At 41.9% G+C, this 21807-nt stretch carries 21 protein-coding genes; 9 read left to right on the top strand and 12 right to left on the bottom strand.

Translation table 11 applies throughout. The features are described from left to right. Positions 1-163 precede the first annotated feature (163 nt). Positions 164-538, top strand: a complete 375-nt coding sequence (locus MHO82_RS06530) for a hypothetical protein (RefSeq protein WP_239183065.1) — start codon at positions 164-166, stop codon at positions 536-538. 56 nt (positions 539-594) lie between these two features. On the opposite strand, the gene MHO82_RS06525 is transcribed toward MHO82_RS06530, so the two are convergent. The 3 genes from MHO82_RS06525 to msrP form a co-directional block, all read right to left on the bottom strand. Then, a complete protein-coding gene (locus MHO82_RS06525; RefSeq protein WP_239183064.1) occupies positions 595-1935 on the bottom strand; it encodes an MATE family efflux transporter in 1341 nt (446 codons plus the stop codon). 127 nt (positions 1936-2062) lie between these two features. Beyond that, positions 2063-2689, bottom strand: coding sequence for a protein-methionine-sulfoxide reductase heme-binding subunit MsrQ (gene msrQ / locus MHO82_RS06520; RefSeq protein ID WP_239183063.1), 627 nt, complete (start codon positions 2687-2689; stop codon positions 2063-2065). After that, positions 2689-3702: a protein-methionine-sulfoxide reductase catalytic subunit MsrP gene (gene msrP, locus MHO82_RS06515; RefSeq protein WP_239183062.1), complete on the bottom strand. Its 1014-nt coding sequence runs from the start codon at positions 3700-3702 to the stop codon at positions 2689-2691. The genes msrQ and msrP overlap by 1 nt, the downstream gene beginning before the upstream one ends. A gap of 252 nt (positions 3703-3954) precedes the next feature. On the opposite strand from msrP, the gene MHO82_RS06510 reads away from it, so the two are divergent. The 3 genes from MHO82_RS06510 to MHO82_RS06500 all read left to right on the top strand — a co-directional run bounded on the left by MHO82_RS06510 (position 3955) and on the right by MHO82_RS06500 (position 6650). Further along, on the top strand, positions 3955-4383 hold the full coding sequence (locus tag MHO82_RS06510; protein ID WP_239183061.1) for a hypothetical protein: 429 nt from the start codon (positions 3955-3957) through the stop codon (positions 4381-4383). Positions 4384-4514: 131 nt separating this feature from the next. Next, positions 4515-6257, top strand: coding sequence for a choice-of-anchor I family protein (locus MHO82_RS06505; RefSeq protein WP_239183060.1), 1743 nt, complete (start codon positions 4515-4517; stop codon positions 6255-6257). Between the two features lie 81 nt (positions 6258-6338). Beyond that, the gene (locus MHO82_RS06500) at positions 6339-6650 is read left to right on the top strand and encodes a cysteine-rich CWC family protein (protein WP_239183059.1); all 312 of its coding nucleotides are present in this window, start codon (positions 6339-6341) and stop codon (positions 6648-6650) included. Between the two features lie 91 nt (positions 6651-6741). Here MHO82_RS06500 and MHO82_RS06495 read toward each other — a convergent pair whose 3' ends face one another. Beyond that, complete coding sequence (locus tag MHO82_RS06495) at positions 6742-9108, bottom strand: fatty acid cis/trans isomerase (protein ID WP_239183058.1); 2367 nt, start codon at positions 9106-9108, stop codon at positions 6742-6744. 149 nt (positions 9109-9257) lie between these two features. Between MHO82_RS06495 and MHO82_RS06490 the strand changes: the two genes are divergently transcribed. Then, positions 9258-9677 (top strand): GNAT family N-acetyltransferase, encoded by a 420-nt coding sequence (locus MHO82_RS06490; protein ID WP_239183057.1) that lies wholly within the window; start codon positions 9258-9260, stop codon positions 9675-9677. 99 nt (positions 9678-9776) lie between these two features. Here MHO82_RS06490 and MHO82_RS06485 read toward each other — a convergent pair whose 3' ends face one another. The 3 genes from MHO82_RS06485 to MHO82_RS06475 form a co-directional block, all read right to left on the bottom strand. Next, on the bottom strand, positions 9777-11054 hold the full coding sequence (locus MHO82_RS06485; protein WP_239183056.1) for a cytosine deaminase: 1278 nt from the start codon (positions 11052-11054) through the stop codon (positions 9777-9779). A gap of 259 nt (positions 11055-11313) precedes the next feature. After that, complete coding sequence (locus MHO82_RS06480) at positions 11314-11730, bottom strand: glycine zipper family protein (protein ID WP_239183055.1); 417 nt, start codon at positions 11728-11730, stop codon at positions 11314-11316. Positions 11731-11887: 157 nt separating this feature from the next. Continuing rightward, positions 11888-13504 carry a VRR-NUC domain-containing protein gene (locus MHO82_RS06475; RefSeq protein WP_239183054.1) on the bottom strand — a complete coding sequence of 539 codons (1617 nt, stop codon included), beginning with the start codon at positions 13502-13504 and terminating at the stop codon, positions 11888-11890. A gap of 200 nt (positions 13505-13704) precedes the next feature. Between MHO82_RS06475 and MHO82_RS06470 the strand changes: the two genes are divergently transcribed. The 3 genes from MHO82_RS06470 (at position 13705) to MHO82_RS06460 (ending at position 17078) form a co-directional block, all read left to right on the top strand. Next, complete coding sequence (locus MHO82_RS06470) at positions 13705-13965, top strand: DUF5062 family protein (protein WP_239183053.1); 261 nt, start codon at positions 13705-13707, stop codon at positions 13963-13965. A 330-nt stretch (positions 13966-14295) separates the two neighbouring features. Beyond that, on the top strand, positions 14296-16155 hold the full coding sequence (locus MHO82_RS06465) for an ABC transporter ATP-binding protein (protein WP_239183052.1): 1860 nt from the start codon (positions 14296-14298) through the stop codon (positions 16153-16155). Between the two features lie 86 nt (positions 16156-16241). Beyond that, positions 16242-17078 carry a TauD/TfdA family dioxygenase gene (locus tag MHO82_RS06460; protein WP_239183051.1) on the top strand — a complete coding sequence of 279 codons (837 nt, stop codon included), beginning with the start codon at positions 16242-16244 and terminating at the stop codon, positions 17076-17078. Between the two features lie 124 nt (positions 17079-17202). On the opposite strand, the gene MHO82_RS06455 is transcribed toward MHO82_RS06460, so the two are convergent. Both MHO82_RS06455 and MHO82_RS06450 read right to left on the bottom strand, forming a co-directional pair. Next, complete coding sequence (locus tag MHO82_RS06455) at positions 17203-18354, bottom strand: iron-containing alcohol dehydrogenase (RefSeq protein ID WP_239183050.1); 1152 nt, start codon at positions 18352-18354, stop codon at positions 17203-17205. Between the two features lie 116 nt (positions 18355-18470). Continuing rightward, the gene (locus tag MHO82_RS06450) at positions 18471-19223 is read right to left on the bottom strand and encodes a nitroreductase family protein (protein ID WP_239183049.1); all 753 of its coding nucleotides are present in this window, start codon (positions 19221-19223) and stop codon (positions 18471-18473) included. Positions 19224-19396: 173 nt separating this feature from the next. Here MHO82_RS06450 and MHO82_RS06445 point away from each other — a divergent pair, with 173 nt between their 5' ends. Continuing rightward, positions 19397-20305 (top strand): LysR family transcriptional regulator, encoded by a 909-nt coding sequence (locus MHO82_RS06445; RefSeq protein WP_239183048.1) that lies wholly within the window; start codon positions 19397-19399, stop codon positions 20303-20305. Positions 20306-20307: 2 nt separating this feature from the next. On the opposite strand, the gene MHO82_RS06440 is transcribed toward MHO82_RS06445, so the two are convergent. From MHO82_RS06440 to MHO82_RS06430, 3 genes are all read right to left on the bottom strand, one after another. Further along, positions 20308-20526, bottom strand: coding sequence for a DUF3820 family protein (locus MHO82_RS06440; protein ID WP_239183047.1), 219 nt, complete (start codon positions 20524-20526; stop codon positions 20308-20310). A 24-nt stretch (positions 20527-20550) separates the two neighbouring features. After that, positions 20551-21084 (bottom strand): NUDIX hydrolase, encoded by a 534-nt coding sequence (locus MHO82_RS06435; protein WP_239183046.1) that lies wholly within the window; start codon positions 21082-21084, stop codon positions 20551-20553. A gap of 146 nt (positions 21085-21230) precedes the next feature. Further along, positions 21231-21593, bottom strand: coding sequence for a hypothetical protein (locus MHO82_RS06430; protein WP_239183045.1), 363 nt, complete (start codon positions 21591-21593; stop codon positions 21231-21233). Positions 21594-21807: the final 214 nt, after the last annotated feature.

The raw sequence follows: 21807 nt of genomic DNA, 5'->3' as shown, positions 1-21807 counted from the left end.
GCAATGTATATGAGTATCAGTAACTTACGTTTTTTACTGGGAGAAGCGCATAAAACGGTGCTAAAAGAATTGAAAGTGTGATGTAAATCTATTAGATATACTTCTCACTGGATTAAAGGAAATTTTAGTCGTTAGCGTGATTAAAGATGTATGGAGCTAGAAGTTGGATTTCGAAAATAAAAGGCGCTGGCCACGCTATGATTGTGAACCCGTAGTAACAGCAAGAGTGTATTGGGCTCATCGATTAATGCCTTATGTCAGCGTTAAAGTATTTGATGTATCGAAACGTGGTTTTGGTTTTATTTCAGAACGAAAGCTTCAAGAAGGTAGCTGTGAAATTCGCATTCGTTCTTTTCCTAATCTATTGGGTGAGATTAAGTATCGTAAAGAAGTCGTCACGGATTCAGGTGAGAAACAATTTCAATATGGTTTTTTTCTGAGCTCGAACTTGCATAAGATTCAGCTTGAAAATTTAGGCTGTAATGGCATTCAAGCTTTAGAATACCGTGATGGCGAACAATGTGAAATTCTTGGGTAATTTGCGAAACACAGCTTAGTTAGATGGCGAATAGAGTTCGCCATCTTCTGTATTATTTATTGGGACTTGAGCGTTTTTACTCGATATAACATCCAACAGCACAACAAACTACTGGTTATCGGCAAGGCCAGCCACACCCCATGAACATCCCACAACATACTAAAGAAAAATAGCATTACCATAATGAGAATGAGCTTTCCTCCTGTGAGTAGAGCAGCGTCTTTAGGATGGTTGATGGCCTGAAAGTAAGTTGCTCCAACTAACAGTAAACCTTCCATTGGTAATCCCCAGAAATAATAACGCATGCCTTCTAATGCCACAGGGTAGACGGTTGGGTTATCACCTGAGAACAGATAAATGACCCACTCAGGAAAACCGTACGTCAAAATTAACCCCATGGTTGCGACAAACAGAGTAGCGACAAAAGCAATGTTACGGATTTGCCTTACACGCTCAAACTGCTTAGCACCAGTGTTAAAGCTGGCAATGGGCTGGATTCCTAGAGCGATGCCTTCAAAAATGAGATAGAAGACCGCTTCGGTATAGCTGACGATCCCATAAGCTGCGACATGAATAGCATCGCCAACCCATAAAAAAGCTTTATTATGTAGGGTTAATACTACCGATAGGTATAAATACATTAAGAAGCTAGAGCTACCAAGCTGGGCAATGTGAAGGCAAATCTTCCAGTTAGGGAATATGCTAGCAAGGGATAGGCTCAACTGGCTCCGTTTTCCTATAAAGTAAAATAGGCATAAAACCGCCGTCACTGCTTGAGACAACATAGTTGCAATTGCTGCTCCCATAAGTCCCCATGGTATTAAGACAATGAACACCCAATCCAGAATGACATTGAGTACACCGCCTAAGATCATAATGTAGGTTACTTGGGTGGGCTTTCCGTCATTACGAAGCAGTGAAGAAAACGCCATAGAATAGACGGGGAATAAGCCCAGTAAGAAGTACCAATCTAAGTATTCTTTGGCTGCATCGTATACATTTCCTTCTGCACCGAGCCATTTTAGAATATCTGAGCTCCAGAACAGTCCGATGGTACTTAAAGCTAATGCAGCAATGGCACACATGGTAAATGCGGTGCCTACAATGGCTTTGGCTTGTTTGTGATTACCTTCGCCCAGTTTAATGGAAACAAGCGCAGAAGCGCCCATGCCAATAAGTGCACCGACCGCATATAATATTGAAGCAATAGGGTAGCCAAGCATGATACCAGCCAGCCCTTCTTCTCCTAAAAAGTGGCCGACAAACATGCCGTCTATAGCGACATAAACCCCCGTTACCAACATGGCGGCAATGGTGGGTAAGGTGTATTTCCAAAAAAGAGCCGGGATAGATTGAGACTGGAGATCAGACTCTGTAGCCATACTGGATGCAGACATAACAACTTACCTTGTACCTGAGATAGCGCAAGTGTAAACAATCGTGCAAGTTGTTGATATTATTTTGTTTGGCAAGTGCTATTTATGTGGGGTTTATACAGCACTTGCCAGATTTTGGACTGATGTATTAGGACTGTTGTAAGCGAGCAGGCATGCAGTGATTAACCCAACGCTTAAATGTTTTCCAACGTAGCGCCAGTAGAGCCAGAGAAATTAGGATATAAATAAGTGGTTCAGTAATTCCAGATTTAACAGACCAGTAATAATGGATAGGACTTAAAATAACCGCAAGGTATACCCAGTTATGTAAGGTTTGCCAGCGTTTCCCCATTTTTCTTTGGATTTTTTGTGTTGATGTAATAGCAAGAGCAAATAGAACCAACCAAGACACAGCGCCAATGGTTAAATATGGACGCTTAATGAGCTCTTCCCCAAGTAGTGAAAGGTTCAAACCTAAATCTAGCCACGCATAAACACTTAAATGCAATAGCGCCCAGAAAAAGCTATAAAGGCCAATCATTCTTCTGGCACGAACCAGCATACCTTGTTTGAAATGGCGAGCCACCGGTGAAATGAGCATGGTGACGATCAACATATTTAAAGCGGCTTTTCCCGTAAAATGAGACAATGCTTGAATAGGGTCGGCACCAAGGCGATCACCGAGAACAGCCAATACTAACCAACTTAAGCAAGCTAGGTTTATGGCATGTACAAAGGCTTTGAGCACAGTAATGTGTTTTGGTAATAGCTTCATTAGTAATTCCTCGCTAAATCCATTCCTTTGTACAAATCGGCCACTTCAGAGCCATAGCCATTAAACATCAGTGTTTTTTGGCGGGTAGAGCTAAATAAATTCCCTTCCCCGATGAAACGTTCAGAGCCTTGGCTCCAGCGTGGGTGATCGACATTCGGGTTTACGTTGGCGTAAAAGCCGTATTCGCGCGCGGCCAATTTATTCCAAGTTGTCGGAGGTTGAACGCCAGTGAGGGACATTCTTACAATGGATTTGATGCTCTTAAAGCCATATTTCCAAGGAACCACCAAACGAAGCGGTGCGCCATTTTGTGGGGCAAGCGTTTTGCCATAGAGCCCAACGGCAATAATAGTGAGTGGGTTCATGGCTTCTTCAATGGTTAAGCCTTCTACATATGGGTAGTCAATACCACCACCGATACGGCGAGATTTTTGTCCTGGCATTTGCTCTGGATCGTAAAGGGTTTGCATGGCCACGTATTTTGCTTTGCTTTGTGGATCCGCCATTTTTAAAAGATCCCCTAAACGAAAACCGATCCAAGGAATGTTCATTGACCATGCTTCAACACATCGGAAACGGTAAATGCGCTCTTCGATAACCAGCTTTTTTAAAATATCTTCAAAATCAATGGTGAAAGGCTTATTAACATAGCCGTCTATTTTTACTTGCCATGGATTGGTTTTAAAATTAGCAGCAAGCTCTGCTGGTGATGCCTTATCCGTACCAAATTCATAAAAGTTGTTATAGCTGAGTACCTTTTTCTCAGGGGTTAAGTTTAATCCTCGGTTAGAGTAAGGGGAAGATTTTGCCGCTAAAGGCACACGTCGGTCGACGGTGGCGGTTTTTTTTGAGTCAAATAGGTCAAACAGCCCCGCTTGTGACTGCTGTGCAAAAGGTAACGTCGCCGCCACTAAACCTAATTTCTTAAGCACATCTCGGCGATTTTGATAATGGCTCTCAGAGGTGGTTTGATTTTCTTTTAGTTCCCACTGTTTTGGCGATTTAATCAGCATATCGGCTCCGTAAAAGGCATTGTATCCATGTTATTTTTCTATCAGACCTTGTTGATCGAAGATGTATTTCAATGAAATGTCATTTAATTGCATTTTTTATAGAGAGTGGCCTTTATTTTGCTATGGAGTTAGTTCTATTTTTTTCGCAAGCTATTAGGATCTTTGTATTAAAAACAAGATATTATTAGTTTTCGTCTAGAAATATGTCTGGGAACCGACTACATTCGGTCAAAATGATTACATGAGAGAAGTATGAAACGTTTTATTACTGCCTTAGTGCTTGCTAGCTCTATTAATGCTGTAAATGCACAGGAATTTTTTGGTTACTCCGGTTTTAGTATGGGGGTGTTCTTAGGTGAACCTGATTCAGGTGTCAGCCTAGCGACTCAGCAGTTTCAAGTGCACGTTGGGCTGGCGGATCTAAGTCTTGCTGTTGATGCCACCTTTAATTTTGGTGATGCGCTTGCAAGGCCTGAATTATGGCCATTTTATTCTTACATGGGTGTAAAGTGGCAAGACGATAAAGAGAATACGTTTGGCCCAAGAGCTGGGCTTGGTGTGTATTATCCGGTTCAAGGTAATAACTTAACGTTTTATGCACAGGGTGGCCCTGCTTGGTATATGGTTGATGAAGCCGAAGTTGACTGGGAAGGGGTCGTTGGTATGCGAGTTCATTTCTAGCAAGTTAATTAAGGTATTTTCTTACCACTTAAAATAAACAATGTGCTGTAATGTATATGTCTAATTTCTTACATATACGTGTCATTGTTTTGCGCTAGGCTCTGAGCTCTTTTTATTAATGGATGATGAAAATGCGTAAACAATCGGTCGTTGCGGCACTTGGTTTAGTTTCTTTAGTTAGTTTTCCAGTATTTGCTGATTTATCGATGACAATGGTGGGGCGTTATCAAAGTGGGATTTACGGTGAAGGGGCCGCAGAGATCATTGATTACCACCAAAAAACTCAGAAAGCGTATGTTGTAAATGGCGCAAAAAATAGAGTTGATATTATTGACTTGAGTGCCGTAAACACCACCGCAGTAAAGAATCCATTAACCGCAAGCACGTTAAGTGCTCAATATTTGCAACTTCCTCAATCAGTGACTCTAGCATCCAAACAAATAGTACCGCTTGGTGGTGCGAACTCACTGTCTATTTACAACGACTTACTGGCTATTGCCGTTGCCAATGAAGATAAACAAGCTAAAGGCGTTGTGCTTTTCTATAGGCTTGACTCTGCATCTCCAGAGCTTATTACCGCGGTAGAAGTGGGCTCACTGCCAGATATGGTGACGTTCACACCGGATGGCAGCAAAGCGATTGTTGCCAATGAAGGTGAACCGAGCAGTGATTATAAGCGTGATCCTAATGGTTCGATAAGCGTGATAGCGATAAAACAGGGTAAACCTGAGGGTATTGCCACCATGCTTGGGTTTGAAAAGTTTGAAGAGCAGAAAGCGGCTTTGATTGCGGATGGCTTTAAATTCGCTAGCCCTAAAAACAGTTCTCTTGCACAAGATATTGAGCCTGAATACATTACCGTGTCACAAGATAGTAAAAAAGCGTGGGTATCGTTGCAAGAGAACAACGCATTAGCAGAAGTTGATCTTAGCTCTTTAACCATTACGCAAATCCATGGCCTTGGTTATAAAGACTTAGGCGATGAAAAAAATGCGCTTGATGTGAGCGACAAAGATCAAGCCATTAATATTAAGCCCCGCCGAGGTGTTTTTAGCTTGTATCAACCTGACACGATCACCAGTTACTCGGTGGATGGTGAGCAGTATATTGTGACGGCCAATGAGGGGGATGCGCGTGATTACTGGTTTAGCGCTCCGAATGAAGTCGCTTGTATTAACGCTGGTGGTCTTGAGTTTGATGAAGAAGATGGTTGTCTAGGGTACAGTGAAGAAACTCGTGCGGGTAAATTAGCATTATCAGAACATCATCCACAGGCGAAGAATTTGTCAAAAGCAGAGCTTGGCCGTTTAAAAGTGACGACCGCATTGGGTGATGAAAATAATGATGGTGTGTTTGAAAAACTGTTTGCTTACGGCGGTCGTTCATTCTCAATTTGGAACAGCCAAGGGGAGCAAGTATTCGACAGTGGTTCTGATTTTGAGCGTATTACTGCTGATCGTTTAGGCTCGATGTTCAATAGCGATGAAAGTAAAAACAAAGGCGATAGCCGTTCTGATGATAAAGGTGTTGAGCCAGAAGCGTTGGCAATTGGGCAGGTAAATGATCGTACTTATGCGTTTATTGGTCTGGAACGCATGGGTGGTATTTTTATTTACGATATCACTAAGCCAAGTGAGGCTAAGTATATAGATTATATATTGAACCGTGCGACGGGTGCTGAGTATAAAATTGATGATAGTACGTCACCTGTGACATTGTCTGGCCGCTATCAGCAAGCGGGGGATCTGGCTCCGGAAGGCATTAAGTTTATTCCAGCAGCTTATAGCCCAACAAAAAATGCGATGCTGCTTGTTGCGAATGAAGTGAGTGGCACTGTCTCAGTTTATGATGTGCAATCGGCCATTAAGCATTGAGTTATGTTTTTGACTTAAGCCTAGAATTAAGATAATAAGTGCACTCTAGCGGTCATCTCATTGTGTAGTCGAGGTTGGTGTATGCAAACTCCGTGTATTGCGGCGTGTAAAAACTCTGGTGGTATTTGTTCTGGTTGTAAAAGAACCATACCTGAAATTATTCAGTGGAAAAACATGGGTGAAGACCAACGCCGAGATATCATGGATGCGCTGAAAGGAGAGACACAAACTCATCAATGTGAGGGGTGTGGAAAACCAAGTCAGTGTGATATTTCGGCTGGAAAGTTAACCTGTTGGTGCTTTGAATTAGAAGAGCGGGAAATCAGCGCTGATCTAAAAAGTGCATCAAGTTGTTTGTGTCGGAGCTGTTTAGAAAAGCAACCAATCAAATAAATGTTCTGTTTCTATAACAGCATAAAAAATCGCCAAGCTCATTTGAGGTTGGCGATTTTTTATTATAGGTAATTTTGTAATAAATTACGCACTATCGGTTTTGGAAGCGATTGTAATCCAACAATCCCGCTTCTATGGGCTGATCTTGCTGATACCACTGATGCACTTTATCGCTTAATGGCCAAAATTTATCAGAGCTTCGTCTGACTGCAAATCGATCAAGTAGTTTTACGTAATCTTCTTCTGTACGAAGCGAACGTAGGTGAGTCAGCAGCTCTGGGATCTCTGTTTCATTGAGGGACCAGTAAGCCGCAGGGTAGCTGCCGACGATTCCTTTGACTAAAGTTAGAGTGTCTTCTTTTGGTAGACGGTTACTGTCTTCATTGAATAAGCTGGAAATATTACTGTGCTTATTATTATGAATAAGGGTAAACAGCTGGCTACTGGATTTATCTTTGCTGTCGATCATGACCATGGTCAACTGAGGCAGTAAGTAAATGCCATCATGAGATAATTTATCTATGGTTTGCAGATCTTTCTCACTTTGTGTTGCTAGTGGGGTATGTGTAATTTCATACCTGTCTGAGAGCACCAGTGATAAATGATCTTTGATTTTGCTATACAGCTCTTCTTTGTGATTTTCCGTAACGTATTTGACCTGAGTCGGTTGCTCGAATGGCTGAATATCACCTTGTAAGAACTGACTAAGCTGAGGTGTTGAGTTTTGATACCACTTAGCGAGTTCTTTTTTACGTGTTTCCGGCGGTAATAGCGCTAAAAAGTTCGATTCACCTTCCATTCGCAGAAAATCCATAAACATGCGGGTGATCAGCTGATGGCCAAAGTTACCATACACATCAAATCCGGCCACTAATAGGTAATGAATTCGCTCGAACAGTGAGTAATCCAGAATCCATGCGGTTTTTGGTGGTTCACCCACAAGACCTTTTACAACAGAAGCGCTGTCGAAGTGGCGGAAAACAGTTAGGGCAGCGTTGTCGTTATGCCCGTTACCATCCCATAACACATCGGTTGAAATGTGCTGACCATCTTTGAACCAGCTGTTCATAAACTCTGATTTTGCTTTTAAGTAACGGCCTTGCTGTTTGGAATATTTCACCCATTGATGCAGAGGGAGAGTATTACTTTCAAGTTCTCCAGGGAGCTTTAAATTGTCGATTTGTGAAGCGTAGAATTCATTTACTTCAGGAATATTGGCCATATCTGGGTCTAAAAATAACACCCAAAAACGATCATTAATCACATTCAGTGCTAGTTGCCCACGACATACCGGTCCTTTGATGAAGCCCATAATGGTGTTTTGCGCGTTATCCAACATGAACTTAAACCGAGCATCCACAGGCAGTTGCATGAAAGCGGTAAGAGGGTTTGCCGCGACGTCGGCATTGTAGCTCGGTAATTCAGAAACCTCGTAGCTACGGTTGATGAAAAGATCGTTCAGACGCTTTAATTTATCGCCATTGAGGGCATAAGGCATGTGGGTTTTATCGACAATGGTGCCACGTACCGGAGAAAAACGGTAATAGACTCGATCCACTTTTGGATCGTCATAAGGACGTCTTGAAGCAATCGGTGTTATTGGCTTCTCTGGCGGTGTTGCTGAGCGAATAAGTTTAAAAAACGTGGGATTTCCAGCATGATTTGAAAAATAGAGGTGCGAGAGAAATAGGTGCTCGTAAATGTAGCGGCTAGTTAGCTGCTGCTTGAGGCTATCACCATTTAAGAACGTTTCCCACTGACGAATATCTTCGATTTGCTTCGTTGTTAACGGCGTAGGTTCACTCATGTTTGCGCCTTCCGCCAGCCATTGGATTAGGGTGTCATGCTCTTCTGCACTTAATGCTGGCATTCCATAAGGCATCCCCCATGTTGGGTAATTTTCTTCATAGCTTGCCATCTCTTCAATGGTCGGACATTGCTGATCTCTGTCTGTGGAAAAATCGAAGCCTTCTAGCTGATTGTCTTGTGGCAGTGGGTTGTTTAATTTTAACGTCAGCATTCGTGCCATGACTCCTGCCTCTAAGTTGGCCAGTTGGCTTTGCTCACGTTCGTTTAGAATTGGACTAAAGCCAATATCTCGCCACTCTTCTGTGGTTTGTGCGTCTTCAAATAATCGTGTTGGATTAGCAGCAAGAAGGCGAGTCCCCTCGTACACCAAGTTTTTATGAGCGCCGCGATCGATGCCTTCAGGAGAGGACATTTTTAGTTGGCAGGGGGCGTCGTAACAGGCGTGACAGACGACACAGCGGTTATCGATAATGGGTTTTACTTGCTCATTATAATGTTTGGCAATGCCGGAGTTTTCATCGTAAATACGTTCTTTTGGTTTTTCTTCACCAAAGAGCTGATCGTAATTCAAGCCTGCGTAGGCAGCACACCCAGAAAAGAAAACGACTATAGTTAAAAGTAAGAGCTTTTGAGTTGAATGATTTGTCATTGCTTCCACTGCTTCTTATTAATATTGATTTGATTCTAGTTCACAGCTAACTGCTTATTCTATAACTAGAATAGATTATATGAGTGAATAACTGAATCATATTTGTTTTTATGAACGTTGTACATTTGTCAATGCCTAGGGATGAGTTCATGCAATTGAGAATTACAGATATTTCTTTTCAGCAAACAAAATCAGTACGTAAAACCATGGGACTTGTGGATGATGAGCAGCCAAGTCCTGTCGATTTGGATTTATTTGGCCATCACTTTGGTGCTTTACATGATGGTGAAGTTGTGGCGGTTTGTTCCGTTTTCATGTTGAAATACCATGGTCGAAATGTGGCCAAGATTAGAAAATTAGCGGTGTTAACGGATTATCAAGGGCATGGCCTTGGCAAAGCGATGATCCGGCATGTTCTTGAGTATTTGCAGCATTACGATATTCAATACGTGTGGAGTGATGTCACCACATCGGCGATTCCATTTTATAAAAAAGCGGGTTTGAGTCAAAAGAGCAGTGTATTTAGCTACCAGAACGTAGACTACGTAAAAATGAGTTTAATTCTGTAATTTTACTGGCATTAACAGGTGCAGAATATAAAAAGCCATGACTACTTTCTATACGATGAATAGTCATGGCTTTATGTTTTAATGTGTTAAATACTCTATTTAACGTTTGAAAGTGACGGTTTCTTCACTGTTTAAATGAATGCTGGTGGTAGCAGGTTGTGTTTGGGCGATTATTTTACCACCACGAATGGAATATCGTACTGGTGCTTGGCGACGAACAGCATCAAAGCCATTTTCAGCCGCAATAATAATCAGGTTTGCTGGTTTGCCTATTTCAATACCGTATCGGTCTTGGATATTAAGGACTTTTGCTGAGTTATAACTGATTAAATCCAGCCCTTGGTTGATTTGCTCATAACCCATTAACTGGCATACATGCAGCCCCATATGAAGCGTTTGTAGCATATTTGCTGTACCTAATGGGTACCACGGGTCGAACACATCATCGTGGCCAAAGCATACATTAATGTTTGCAGCGAGCATCTCTTTTACTCGTGTGACACCGCGGCGTTTCGGGTAATCATCAAAGCGCCCCTGAAGGTGAATGTTTACCAGAGGGTTCGCCACAAAGTTCACTTTTGACATTTTAAGTAGGCGGAATAGGCGAGACGCATAAGCGCCATTATAAGATCCCATCGCCGTGGTATGGCTTGCGGTGACACGTTCACCGATGTCATGTTTATGCGCTAAAGCGGCAAGGGTTTCTAAAAAGCGTGACTGCTCGTCGTCGATTTCATCACAGTGAACATCAACGAGACAGTCGTATTTGCTTACCAGCTCAAAGACGTAATGCAAAGATTCGACACCATATTCACGAGTGAACTCGAAATGTGGAATAGCACCGACAACATCAGCACCTATTTTTAAGGCTTCCTCTAGTAGATCTTTACCATTAGGGAAAGACATAATGCCTTCTTGGGGGAAAGCCACTATTTGTAAATCAACCCACTCGGACATCTCTTCGCGTACTTCAATCATGGCTTTTAATGCAGTAAGAGTAGGATCAGAGACATCCACATGAGTACGAACGTGTTGGATACCGTTGGCGATTTGCCACTTTAACGTCTGCTTAGCACGAGTTTTTACGTCTTCAATTGATAATATGGCTTTACGTTCAGACCAACGCTCAATACCTTCAAATAATGTACCTGATTGGTTCCAACTTGGTTCGCCTGCGGTTTGAGTGGTATCTAGGTGGATGTGAGGCTCGCAGAAAGGTGCATTGGCTAAACCCTGTTCGGCATCCAGAACGGTGTCTTTAAAGTTGAAATCATGATCATTAGGTTTGATATCCGCGAATAGGCCATCTTTGATCAGAATTTGGTGGAAGCCATCTTGATTTCGTAGGCGGGCATTTTTAATTAGCAGAGTTGTCATAGTTTGTGCTCTATTCGTCAACAGAAGAGGTGTTATTACCCTGATAACTATAGAGTAAAATCAGTAAGTAACGGAAAGTCCATCAGATTTTTTCTGTGATTTTTTTAGTTTTAATACTGGACTGAAGATCAAGTACCCCAAATAGCACACTATTCAAAGCTGGATGATAGTATGGTGAAAGAGGGCATTAGTACCGTAGGCGAGCCAACCTATGAGTCGATTCTAACGCCCTATAATTTTATCTCTTTAAAGAAAATAATTAAGACGGATTTTGAATCGTTACATTTTTTGTGTTTGATGATTTATGGTCTAGTACGTTGTAGCCGCGTTGGACTAGACACTCTCTAAGAACATAAGCTTGTTTTTCTTTGGCGACAGCAGCACCAGCTCCGGCACCAGCGGCTGCGCCCACAGCAAGGCCAATTAGTGCTCCGCCACCAGCATTATCTAATTCCCAACCAGCAAGTGCGCCTGTTGCTGTTCCTACTATTGCTGCGTTGGTCGCATTAACTTTCACATCTTCAGAGACATCATAGTTTTCGGAAATGGTTAAACATTCTCCGTAATCTTTATCGTACTGAACTGGGTCAACATTGTAGGTGTCAACGACGGGTTTTTGGTTATACGCACAACCTGCCACAATAATGGGTAATAAAAGAATGACTGGCTTCTTCATGGTTTGGCCTCGTGATGGTTTGTTATGAACAGTGTATAAAAAAGAAACTTAATGGTGACTGAACATTCCAAGCAGTATCGGGGCTTAGGGTGTAACAAAGTGTGTATTTATTGTGTTTGGGTGAATAGCGATAATTTCAATATTTGAGAAGCGCTGCCTAGTGGTTTACGTATACAACTGAAAAAGGCACATCAAGTTGATTAAACTGCTTAATCCAACGTAATTGATTGTTTTGTAGCTTATCTCCAGGGCCTTTTACTTCTAACCATTGGTATTGGTTGTGTTTAAATAAGATCAAATCTGGCATACCTGTTCGGTTGGCTTGTAGATCGGAGAGTAAGTAACGGAATAATGCGATGAGTGTTTTCTGCGGTATGGTATTGATTGCTTGTTCAATGAGTGTTTTAGAGCAGTGTTGCCATTGTACCCAGCTATTAGCAATGCCTTCTTTTTGTTTGTAGGTATGCAGTAAGTGATGGAATCCATGTTTACTTAACAAATGAAACGTGTTTTCAATTGAATCGGCTCTACGTAGAGTAAATTCAGAGTAGTACATGTCTTTTGGCTGTATCTGATAAGCATTAATAAACGCGCCTTGTACTGGTGTGAATAAAACATCCCAAAAAGCCAACCCAAATAAAGCACAAAGAAGCTGGTTTTCGCTGAAATACACTTGCCAGCCCTGTTGCTTAAAGTTCTCGGCTACAGCCAATTCAACCCTCTGTTGTGACAAATCAAGCCGCAGGTGCAGTTCATTGTGTTTTGGCTTTTGGGTTCGTGGCACTCTTTGGCCTTTTTTACGCAGTAACTTCGCTTCTAAGCGCTGTGCAACTTCATATTCATCTTGGTTGAATGGTGCTTGAAGCATCTCATTTATTTTCTTTGCTGCGGCTGAATCTTGATCGTCTCGTTCTAATATTCGAACTTGCCTTTCTCGGCTTGGGGGCAATCTGGATTGAGAAAATAAGTCGAAGGCGGCATTGTATTGTTGTTCTCGTTCTAACTCCCTAGCAAGAAGATTGATAAGTTTCTGGCGTTTACGTTCTACGTTGTGATGCTCTGATTCATCGGGGAGCGTTTTTGATAACTCGATAAGCTTAGTACCAGTAAGTAGCCTGTTTTCTTTCAATAGGTAGTACTGCTCAGTTAGGCTTTTCATAGCGAGCAAAGCATCAATTTGTGCACGTTGATTAAAAAAGCGCAACTCACTAGGTAGTGGGTAAGATTCAAAGCGATGCATCCCAAGTTCGGACAAAACAAATTGACTTAAATCCTGGTGCGTATTTCCAAAAAATAAAACCAAAATAATGTCTAGAATTGGGTGAGAGGGCACCTGATAGATATCAAACTCTAATGTAGGTACAGAGACATTCAGCTCTACTGCTTTCTCGATGAGAGCCGCTTTTTTCAACCCTCGGTGATCATATAGAACAGGAAAATAGGCTAGAGTTTCAGGTTTGGTTAAAAGCTCAGATGTCAGCTCTAGAATACTGATGTCAGGGTTTATCAGCAGTAAATCTTTGCTTTCAAGCTCTTGAGCGGCATCAGGAATATTATTTATCTCGGTGTAGTTTAGTTTATCGGAGCGAAAGAAATGTCCTTTACGAGCAAGTAATCGAACCAGTAAACATTGTGCATGAGGGGAGGATCGCTTGAAACGAAGAATCCATCGCTGTTCATCTTGGTTGAGCAAGTCATGATAGTGGTGTACCGCATGGTCGATAAGTATCAAAAAATTAGTTCGGTAATAATCTGTAGGAAGCGGCTCAACCATGATTTGCTCAAATTATCGGTAGTTATTTGAAGTGTAAATCTTTTTTAGAGTTTGGTTAAGTGTTCGTTGAGTAAATAAAACTTAGGCATTAGAGGCTAGGCTCATTATTTTATGTTACGTTATAAGCTTGAAATGATGGATTTTTCACATAGCTATGGTCTGTGTACATTGATATGTGTTTTAAAAGTAAAGGATGAGAGATGAAGAAAAACAACAATGACGCGAAGCTATTAAAAAAAGCATTAGAGCTGGGGATGTCGTTTGCAAAACAGCAAGGTTACGATGGCTTACATGCCGGTGTATCCCCAAAAGATAAGGTAGAGTGCGTGTATCGTTTATTGGTCCAATATAAGCAAATTACGCCTTTAGCGCTTGAAAAAGAGGATGGCCCGAATATGAAACATAAATTGGTTTTATGGATCTCGCGCTTACTCCCAGAAGACCATGAGTTACTAAACTAACGTATTTAAGGGCAGCGCTGCTTCTGAGAGTAGCGTTGCGCATGACTATTTTTATCCCTCATATTTTCTTAACTCTCAATAAGTTCCGCTCTATACTCATAAGTAAATTGGATGGTATGCGAGCATTTTCTTTTGGCTGCTATTGGCCTGCTGTTTTTAAACTCTCGTAATATGGCATTTTCAGATATTCTTTTATCGATAAAAAAGTTAATCTGATATGGATATTTTTCCTTTCATATAACCGTTACTTTTCTTTCAACTACACCGAACAAAAGTCAGTAACCGAGTGTGTCAGGCTTTCCTCTTTAATATAACCATAAGCTATTAGTTATGTATAAAAAATTCGAAAAAATAACATCGGCTTTCCCGAAGCAAGAGCCTGAACAACCACCAAATACTTTGTTTGCTTTTTGTCGTTACTATACGAAAGGCTATGAATTACCACTGTTAGCAATGGCTGTACTTAGTGGTTTGATCGCCATCATTGAGGTGTCCCTATTTGGTTTTATGGGAACATTAGTTGACTGGTTGTCAACGCATGATCCTGAAACACTACTTGCCGAAGAAGGAGCAACCTTATTTGGTATGGCGATTCTGGTGCTGGTGGTGATGCCCGCATTGGTTTTATTGCATTCGTTAATAGTGCATCAGACATTATTGGGGAACTACCCAATGTCGATTCGATGGCTGGCTCACCGCTATTTATTGCGCCAGAGTGTGTCTTTTTATCAAGATGATTTCGCTGGCCGTATTGCCACCAAAGTGATGCAAACGGCATTATCGGTGCGTGAAACGGTGATGAAATTGTTGGACGTATTGGTTTACATCACGGTTTACTTTGCCTCAATGGTAGTGATGATTGGCCAATCGGACACGCGTTTAATGGCTCCAATGCTGCTTTGGTTATTTGCTTATGTGGGTATTCAATTTTACTTTGTACCTAAGTTGAAAAAAATCGCTTCAGAGCAAGCGGATGCACGTTCAACCATGACAGGCCGAATCGTTGACAGTTATTCGAACATCACGACGGTGAAGTTGTTCTCTCACTCAACCCGTGAAACAGAATACGCAGAAGAAGGTATGAACGGCTTCTTAGATACGGTTCATCGCCAAATGCGTTTAGTAACGGGCTTTAACATCAGTGTAGAGATCATTAACTATCTTCTGGTATTCCTGATTGCTGCCATCTCTATTTGGTTATGGATGGGCTCTATTGTAACGGTGGGCGTGATTGCAGTTGCAGTGAGTTTAGCGTTACGAATTAATGGTATGTCTAAATGGATCATGTGGGAGATTGGTGGCCTGTTTGAAAACATCGGTACGGTTGTGGATGGGATGAGCACGCTATCTAAACCCATTGCGATTGAAGATAAACCTAATGCGCCAGACATTAAAGTGGATAAAGGCGGGATTGAGTTTGATAACGTCAGTTTTCATTATGGTGAAGATAAAGGTGTTATTGAAAAGCTGAAACTGAATATTAAGCCAGGCGAAAAAATTGGTTTAGTAGGGCGTTCCGGCGCTGGTAAGTCAACCTTAGTGAATTTGCTGATGCGTTTTCATGATGTGGAGTCGGGTGCGATCAAGATTGATGGCCAGAACATCTCCGATGTTACTCAAGATTCTTTGCGCAGTAAGATCGGTATGGTCACGCAAGATACGTCATTACTGCATCGTTCAATTCGCGATAACATTACGTATGGTAACCCTGACGCCAGCGAAGAACAATTGCTAGCGGCAACCAAGCAGTCACATGCGCATGAGTTTATTGAAACCTTGACGGATACTTTTGGCAATAGTGGTTACGATGCCCAAGTGGGAGAGCGTGGTGTGAAACTGTCTGGTGGTCAGCGCCAGCGTATTGCGATTTCTCGGGTTTTATTAAAAGATGCGCCAATTTTAGTCTTGGACGAAGCAACTTCTGCATTGGATTCTGAAGTTGAAGCGGCTATTCAAGAAAGTTTGACCCAGTTAATGGAAGGCAAAACGGTTATTGCGATCGCACACCGCCTGTCGACCATTGCTGCCATGGACCGCTTGATTGTATTAGATGAAGGAAACATTATTGAGCAAGGTTCGCACCAAGAACTGTTGGAGCAAGACGGCATTTATGCCCAGCTGTGGAATCACCAAACTGGTGGTTTTATTGGCTGTGAAGAAGACGCTAGTGAAGAAGCATTAGAAGTGTAGGAGCGACAATAAGCCACGATGTACTTGAAACTTGATTTCCCATCGTGGCTTTTGTGACCTTGTCACGTATAGGTATGGCAGAAGCAATGAAGATTGAACCGTTAACAACACACATTGGCGCAGAGATTCATAATATCAATTTGGCACAGTGCAGTGATGCTGAATTTGATGAGATTTATCGCGCTTTTCTACAATATCAGGTGATCTTCTTTCGGGATCAAGAGTTGACTCCAACGGAGCATTTGCAGTTAGCGCAGCGTTTTGGTGAACTTGAGCCTGTTCATCCCTTTTTTCCTAATGTAGCCGAAGCTCCTCAGGTGAGTGTGATTGAAACAACCCGAGGTAATGCGCCATTAGAGAGCTTTTGGCATACGGATTTGAGTTGGCAAGAAGCACCATCTAAATGTTCAGTTTTACATGCTAAACACACCCCATGTTATGGTGGTGATACTATTTGGGTTTCCATGAGTGCGGTGTTGAACGCATTACCAGCAGATTTAGTGGAAAAACTGAAAAGTGTAACGGCTATGCATTCACTGTTTGCGTTTGATGGCATTGAGTCGAACGACATAAAACAGGATTGGCAGAAAAAGGTAGTGAGTGTTTCACAGCAAAATCCGCCCGTAGAGCACCCTGTTTTAATGAAACACCCTGAAACAGGCGAAGTGAGTTTATATATTAACGAGCAATTTACCCGTAGCCTTGTCGGTTTGAGTAAAAATGAAAGTCGGGAACTACTGGCAACGTTATTCAATTATGCCCGTAAGCCGGAATATCAAGTACGATTTCGCTGGAAACCAAATTCACTGGCCATTTGGGACAACCGGATAACTCAGCATTATGCGGTGATTGATTATGGCGATACACCTCGAAGGTTGCACCGAGTCACTATCCAAGGTAACAAGCCGCAAGCCGCGTATTGATTCGGTGTATTCAAAACGCAATAGTAAGATAAACAAATACAAAAGGGGGCGAACTGGTTAGGTTCGCCCCCTTTGATTTTGCGATGCTTTAGGCTGATATGAGCTTAGCGTTTTGCTGTTGGCTCTATAAAGCAGTTTCTAAAATGATGCGTGCTTTCTTGATGTCTACTGTGCCGTGTTCGCCCAGTTTTGTCATGCCATGTGCTTCTAAGCTGGTTAGCACTGTATCGATGGCTGCTTTGTCTAGCTCTACATCAGATAGAGATGTTGGAACGTTCATTTGCTTGAAAAACTCAACGGTTTTGGCAATGGCAGCATCAATACGCTCTTGGTTGCTACCAGCAGTAATGCCAAATACACGCTCTGCGTATTGCAGTAGTTTTGCTTCTTTGTCTTGTTGGCATTGCTTCATTACCGCTGGAAGAACAATACTCAAACTACGGGCATGATCGACACCAAAATGGCCAGTTAGCTCATGTCCGATCATGTGTGTTGCCCAATCTTGAGGTACGCCAACACCGATTAAACCATTTAGCGCCTGCGTGGCAGACCACATGATATTGGAGCGAACTTCAAGATCATCTGGGGTGGCAAGGACTTTCGGGCCTTCTTCAATCAGAGTCATTAGTAGACCTTCTGCGAAACGATCTTGCACTTTTGCATTCACAGGGTAGGTTAAGTATTGCTCCATCACATGAACAAAGGCGTCAACCACACCGTTTGCGGCTTGTCGCTCTGATAAGCTCAGTGTGACTTGTGGATCAAGAACCGCAAATAAAGGCTGAACCAGTGGCGTACCAAAAAACAACTTATCATTTCCACGGGAAACAACAGATCCAGAGTTACTTTCAGAGCCTGTTGCAGGAAGTGTTAACACACAAGCAATTGGAATCGCAGATTTGACTTCTGCACCTTTTGCTAAAATATCCCAAGGATCATTACCTTCGAATGGAGCCGCTGCCGCAACAAACTTAGTGCCATCAACAACAGAGCCGCCACCTACTGCCAGTAAGTAATCAAAACCTTGCTCACGAACTTGATGTACTGCTTTCATTAGGGTGTCGTATTGTGGGTTCGCTTCAATACCAGAAAACTCGCCCCATTGGTGCTCACTTAATGCCGTTGAAACTTGCTCATAAACCCCGTTGGATTTGATTGAGCCACCGCCATAAAGAACAAGAACTTTTTTATCTTTAGGGATGTCGTTTGCGATGGCTTGGATTTGACCTTGGCCAAAGTGAATACGTGTTGTGTTGTGGAAAGTGAAGTTGTTCATTGCATCTCCAGTTTGAATTTTTAGTCCACGAGAGTGGTGTTATTATAATTTTTCGGTTGTGATTAAAAAGGCGCCATCGTCCATATTAGCGCAAAGGCAGTAAAGAACAATTGCTCTTAATTATCTTTAAAATCAAAACCTTGTTTTTTCATTGTTGAAGCTATGGTTGGGAAGTAGACTTTGCTGTAGTACTGAGCAGTTGAGTCAGCATAGCTTGGCATGTCTGTTAGACCATTTTTATCCCACCATGTGCGTAGATCTTTATCGTATTCACGGGCACCTTGAGTCACTTTATCTGCGTCGTAACGCTCATTCATGGCAAAAGTGTCTAGTGCCACACGAGGTTTTACTGCGCTAGGCATTGTGTTATCAATGACCCCAATGGTAGTGCCAACTAATGGGAAAGTATTGGCTGGTAACTCTAAGAGTTCGATTAACGCTTGCGGATTATTGCGTATACCGCCTATTGCGGTAGTTCCGTAGCCAAAAGACTCTGCCGCTGTTTGCAGTGCATTGAGCATGATGCCAGCATCCACCGCGCCTACTATCATACCTTCAGCAGATTGATGGATCACTTGTTCTGCACCGATAGATTCTAGTGCGGATTTAGGGCGGTGAAAATCGACCACAACAGTAATAAATACATCGGCAGAAGCGACTTGCGGTTGGCCGCCAGCAATATCGGCGATGGCTGCAATTTTTTCTTTATTACGAGTGACAACCAAGGAAATCTGTTGGCCGTTAATAGACGTAGGTGCTTGTTGAGCTGCTTTTAATATGGTTTCTAAATGCTGTTCATTGATTGTTTCTTCCGTGAAGTTACGGATAGAACGGCGATTCATTAATTGGGTAATTGTAGCGTTCATCATGCACCTATTTCTTATTTTTCACAGTGATAGAAGTGGCTGTTTGTTTTGTTAGGCTCAGTTTACTTATTTGTATTTAAACTGGTAGTAGGTCTTAGGTATAAACAGTTTCAACTGAAAGTTAATAGTGAGTGAGGTAAGATAGAGAGAATAAAGAATATTATTTCAGGTTTTTTATGAATATTGAGCTGACTAAATATTTACCTGCATTTATACATGCTGCACAAGCCCTGAATTTTTCAGCAGCGGCACGTAACCTTAGTGTGACGCCAGCAGCTGTCAGTAAAAATATAAAATCATTAGAAAAAGAATTAGGGGTAAGGTTATTCCACCGTACTACTCATTCCCTAACGCTAACGGACGATGGCGAACGCTTTTTTCATAAAGTGAACCCGATTGTTCAGCAGCTTGAAAATGTAATTACTTGCTCACAAAGTTTGGCTGATCAGCCTAAGGGGAAGTTACGGGTTAGCTTGCCTTACGGGTTTGGGCGCTTATACATCATTCCATTGGTGAAAGGGTTTCGCAAATTATACCCAGACGTAGAGCTTGATTTGAGTTTTGAAGATAGAGTGGTTGATTTGGTCGAAGAGGGGATTGATGTTGCGGTAGGGAACCGAATTGATCCTGACAGCAGTATTGTGGCACGCCAATTATGTCCGCTGCGCTTAATTGCTATAGCGTCTCCTGAGTTTATTGATAAATACGGTCAGCCAGCAACTCCTAGCGAGTTAAGCCAGTTTGAATGTATTAATTATCGCTCGCCAACATCGAGAAGATTGTTCCCATGGCGCTTTACGGATACGAATGGGGAGAATATTACTTTTGAAACTGCTAATACCGTTGTGTCCGTCTCTAGTGTTGAACTTTTGTGCGAGTTGGCAGTGCAAGGGGCGGGGATCAGTATGGCTGGTACGTGGTTAGCCAAAAAGTATTTCGATGAAGGGACGTTAGTACCAGTACTGGAGAAGTATTCGGCAGAAGGGCCACCGATTATGATCTATTACGCATCAAGGCAAAACTTACCTTCAAAAGTGCGGGTGTTTATTGACTATGTCATCGAAAATATTGAAGTGCCGTATTAATATTATTGCTTATGCTTTAAAGGCTTAACCACTTCGTCAAGCCCTTCAATTTTTAGAGCTAGGCACAATGCCATTAATGTGCCTAATTCGCCAGTTGGAAAACCTTTTCGTTCAAACCAAAGCAAATACTCTTCTGGTAAATCAATAAGCACCCGACCACTGTATTTTCCAAATGGTATTTTCATGGTTGCTAGTTTTAGTATTTGCTCTTTATCAAACATGTTATTTCTTCTTCGATTTGTGAATTAAGCTACTTTTTTCTGTAGTAATTCTTTGGCAATCAGCTTGAGTAAAAAAGTCTCACGTTCAATGGACATGCCTTTTTTTTCGCTGTTTGCGATGGTGTGCTCGTTATGAGCAATGGCATCATAAATGTTGATCCACACTGGCTTCATGCCATTTTTTATTTCGTAATCTTCATAGTTGGTTTCACCCAGCTCAGAATCGATTTGACACAAATAGCAGTAAGAAGTCATGTGCATTACATCGAAATCAGGTTTGTACCAAGGCCGGTATTCTTCGTAGATACCAAATTCTTGAATATTACGTATGTTTTTGGCGCCAGTTTCTTCTTCCAGTTCGCGGATCATACCCTCAATGATGTCTTCGCCGTCATCGATGCCACCACCTGGAATGGTGTAATCATGGTATCTTTTTGTGTAAAGCATCAGAATGTTATTGCCATCTAGAACAATGGCTCGGGCAGCTTTACGATCAAACATGGTTTTTTCGTTAAGTGGTTCAACATCAGCGTGAACAGATGTACGCAAAACTCTCATTAGGCACCAATTATTACTTATTTATTTTCCAGCACAAAAAGTGCCAGCGACAAGGTGCGTAATTTTAGCGAATTTAGGCAGTAAAATCACGACCCTTATAGTGAATAAAAAGGGGAGTTAATGAGAGTATGTTGCAGAGGAAATCGCTATTCTTTCTTAGGCTCTTCTTTCTTGGGCTCTTCATTTTTATACATAGTTTCACCAGACTTCGGTCGTTTAAAGTCAGCTTCTAATTCGGCTTTATTTACTATGTAATCAAGAGCTTTACAGTAGCTGTTTGATTCTTGAAGTACTTCTCTAGAGTTATCTATAACGCGTTCAGCACTGCGGCGTACCTGGTTACTGTTGGTAGAGCTGCTAAATTGAATTTGTTTTTCAAAAATTTTTTCAGAAAACTGGCGCTTACAGATGTCTTCGTTATCAGGTGTTGCAACGATGTCAGCAAGCGCTGACTGGGAGCATAGTAATCCGAAAGTTAGGGCATATAGAGCTTTTTTAGTTTTCAGCATGGTATGAATCACTATCGATAATTGTCAGTATCCGCAATGTAGTACAGGCGGGTATTCTATTCAAGGCTACAGGTTAATTTTCTTACAAACCAAACAGGTAGCTAGAGTTTATTTCTTTTTTCGACACTCTACCTTGATCTAAATATCGAGCGAAAAAGGCAAAGACTCTAATGATTAGACCTTACTTTTTCGATTTTAGCTCACTATTTGTTCA

Origin of the sequence: Vibrio sp. Of7-15 (genome assembly GCF_022347565.1) — a bacterium.
Classification (GTDB): domain Bacteria; phylum Pseudomonadota; class Gammaproteobacteria; order Enterobacterales; family Vibrionaceae; genus NORP241.
This window is presented reverse-complemented; position numbering and strand designations above follow the sequence as displayed.

Coding starts and splice junctions, on each gene's coding strand:
- MHO82_RS06525 (WP_239183064.1), bottom strand. CDS start 1,935: ATGTCTGCATCCAGTATGGCTACAGAGTCTGATCTCCAGTCTCAATCT.
- msrQ (WP_239183063.1), bottom strand. CDS start 2,689: ATGAAGCTATTACCAAAACACATTACTGTGCTCAAAGCCTTTGTACAT.
- msrP (WP_239183062.1), bottom strand. CDS start 3,702: ATGCTGATTAAATCGCCAAAACAGTGGGAACTAAAAGAAAATCAAACC.
- MHO82_RS06510 (WP_239183061.1), top strand. CDS start 3,955: ATGAAACGTTTTATTACTGCCTTAGTGCTTGCTAGCTCTATTAATGCT.
- MHO82_RS06505 (WP_239183060.1), top strand. CDS start 4,515: ATGCGTAAACAATCGGTCGTTGCGGCACTTGGTTTAGTTTCTTTAGTT.
- MHO82_RS06500 (WP_239183059.1), top strand. CDS start 6,339: ATGCAAACTCCGTGTATTGCGGCGTGTAAAAACTCTGGTGGTATTTGT.
- MHO82_RS06495 (WP_239183058.1), bottom strand. CDS start 9,108: ATGACAAATCATTCAACTCAAAAGCTCTTACTTTTAACTATAGTCGTT.
- MHO82_RS06490 (WP_239183057.1), top strand. CDS start 9,258: ATGCAATTGAGAATTACAGATATTTCTTTTCAGCAAACAAAATCAGTA.
- MHO82_RS06485 (WP_239183056.1), bottom strand. CDS start 11,054: ATGACAACTCTGCTAATTAAAAATGCCCGCCTACGAAATCAAGATGGC.
- MHO82_RS06480 (WP_239183055.1), bottom strand. CDS start 11,730: ATGAAGAAGCCAGTCATTCTTTTATTACCCATTATTGTGGCAGGTTGT.
- MHO82_RS06475 (WP_239183054.1), bottom strand. CDS start 13,504: ATGGTTGAGCCGCTTCCTACAGATTATTACCGAACTAATTTTTTGATA.
- MHO82_RS06470 (WP_239183053.1), top strand. CDS start 13,705: ATGAAGAAAAACAACAATGACGCGAAGCTATTAAAAAAAGCATTAGAG.
- MHO82_RS06465 (WP_239183052.1), top strand. CDS start 14,296: ATGTATAAAAAATTCGAAAAAATAACATCGGCTTTCCCGAAGCAAGAG.
- MHO82_RS06460 (WP_239183051.1), top strand. CDS start 16,242: ATGAAGATTGAACCGTTAACAACACACATTGGCGCAGAGATTCATAAT.
- MHO82_RS06455 (WP_239183050.1), bottom strand. CDS start 18,354: ATGAACAACTTCACTTTCCACAACACAACACGTATTCACTTTGGCCAA.
- MHO82_RS06450 (WP_239183049.1), bottom strand. CDS start 19,223: ATGATGAACGCTACAATTACCCAATTAATGAATCGCCGTTCTATCCGT.
- MHO82_RS06445 (WP_239183048.1), top strand. CDS start 19,397: ATGAATATTGAGCTGACTAAATATTTACCTGCATTTATACATGCTGCA.
- MHO82_RS06440 (WP_239183047.1), bottom strand. CDS start 20,526: ATGTTTGATAAAGAGCAAATACTAAAACTAGCAACCATGAAAATACCA.
- MHO82_RS06435 (WP_239183046.1), bottom strand. CDS start 21,084: ATGAGAGTTTTGCGTACATCTGTTCACGCTGATGTTGAACCACTTAAC.
- MHO82_RS06430 (WP_239183045.1), bottom strand. CDS start 21,593: ATGCTGAAAACTAAAAAAGCTCTATATGCCCTAACTTTCGGATTACTA.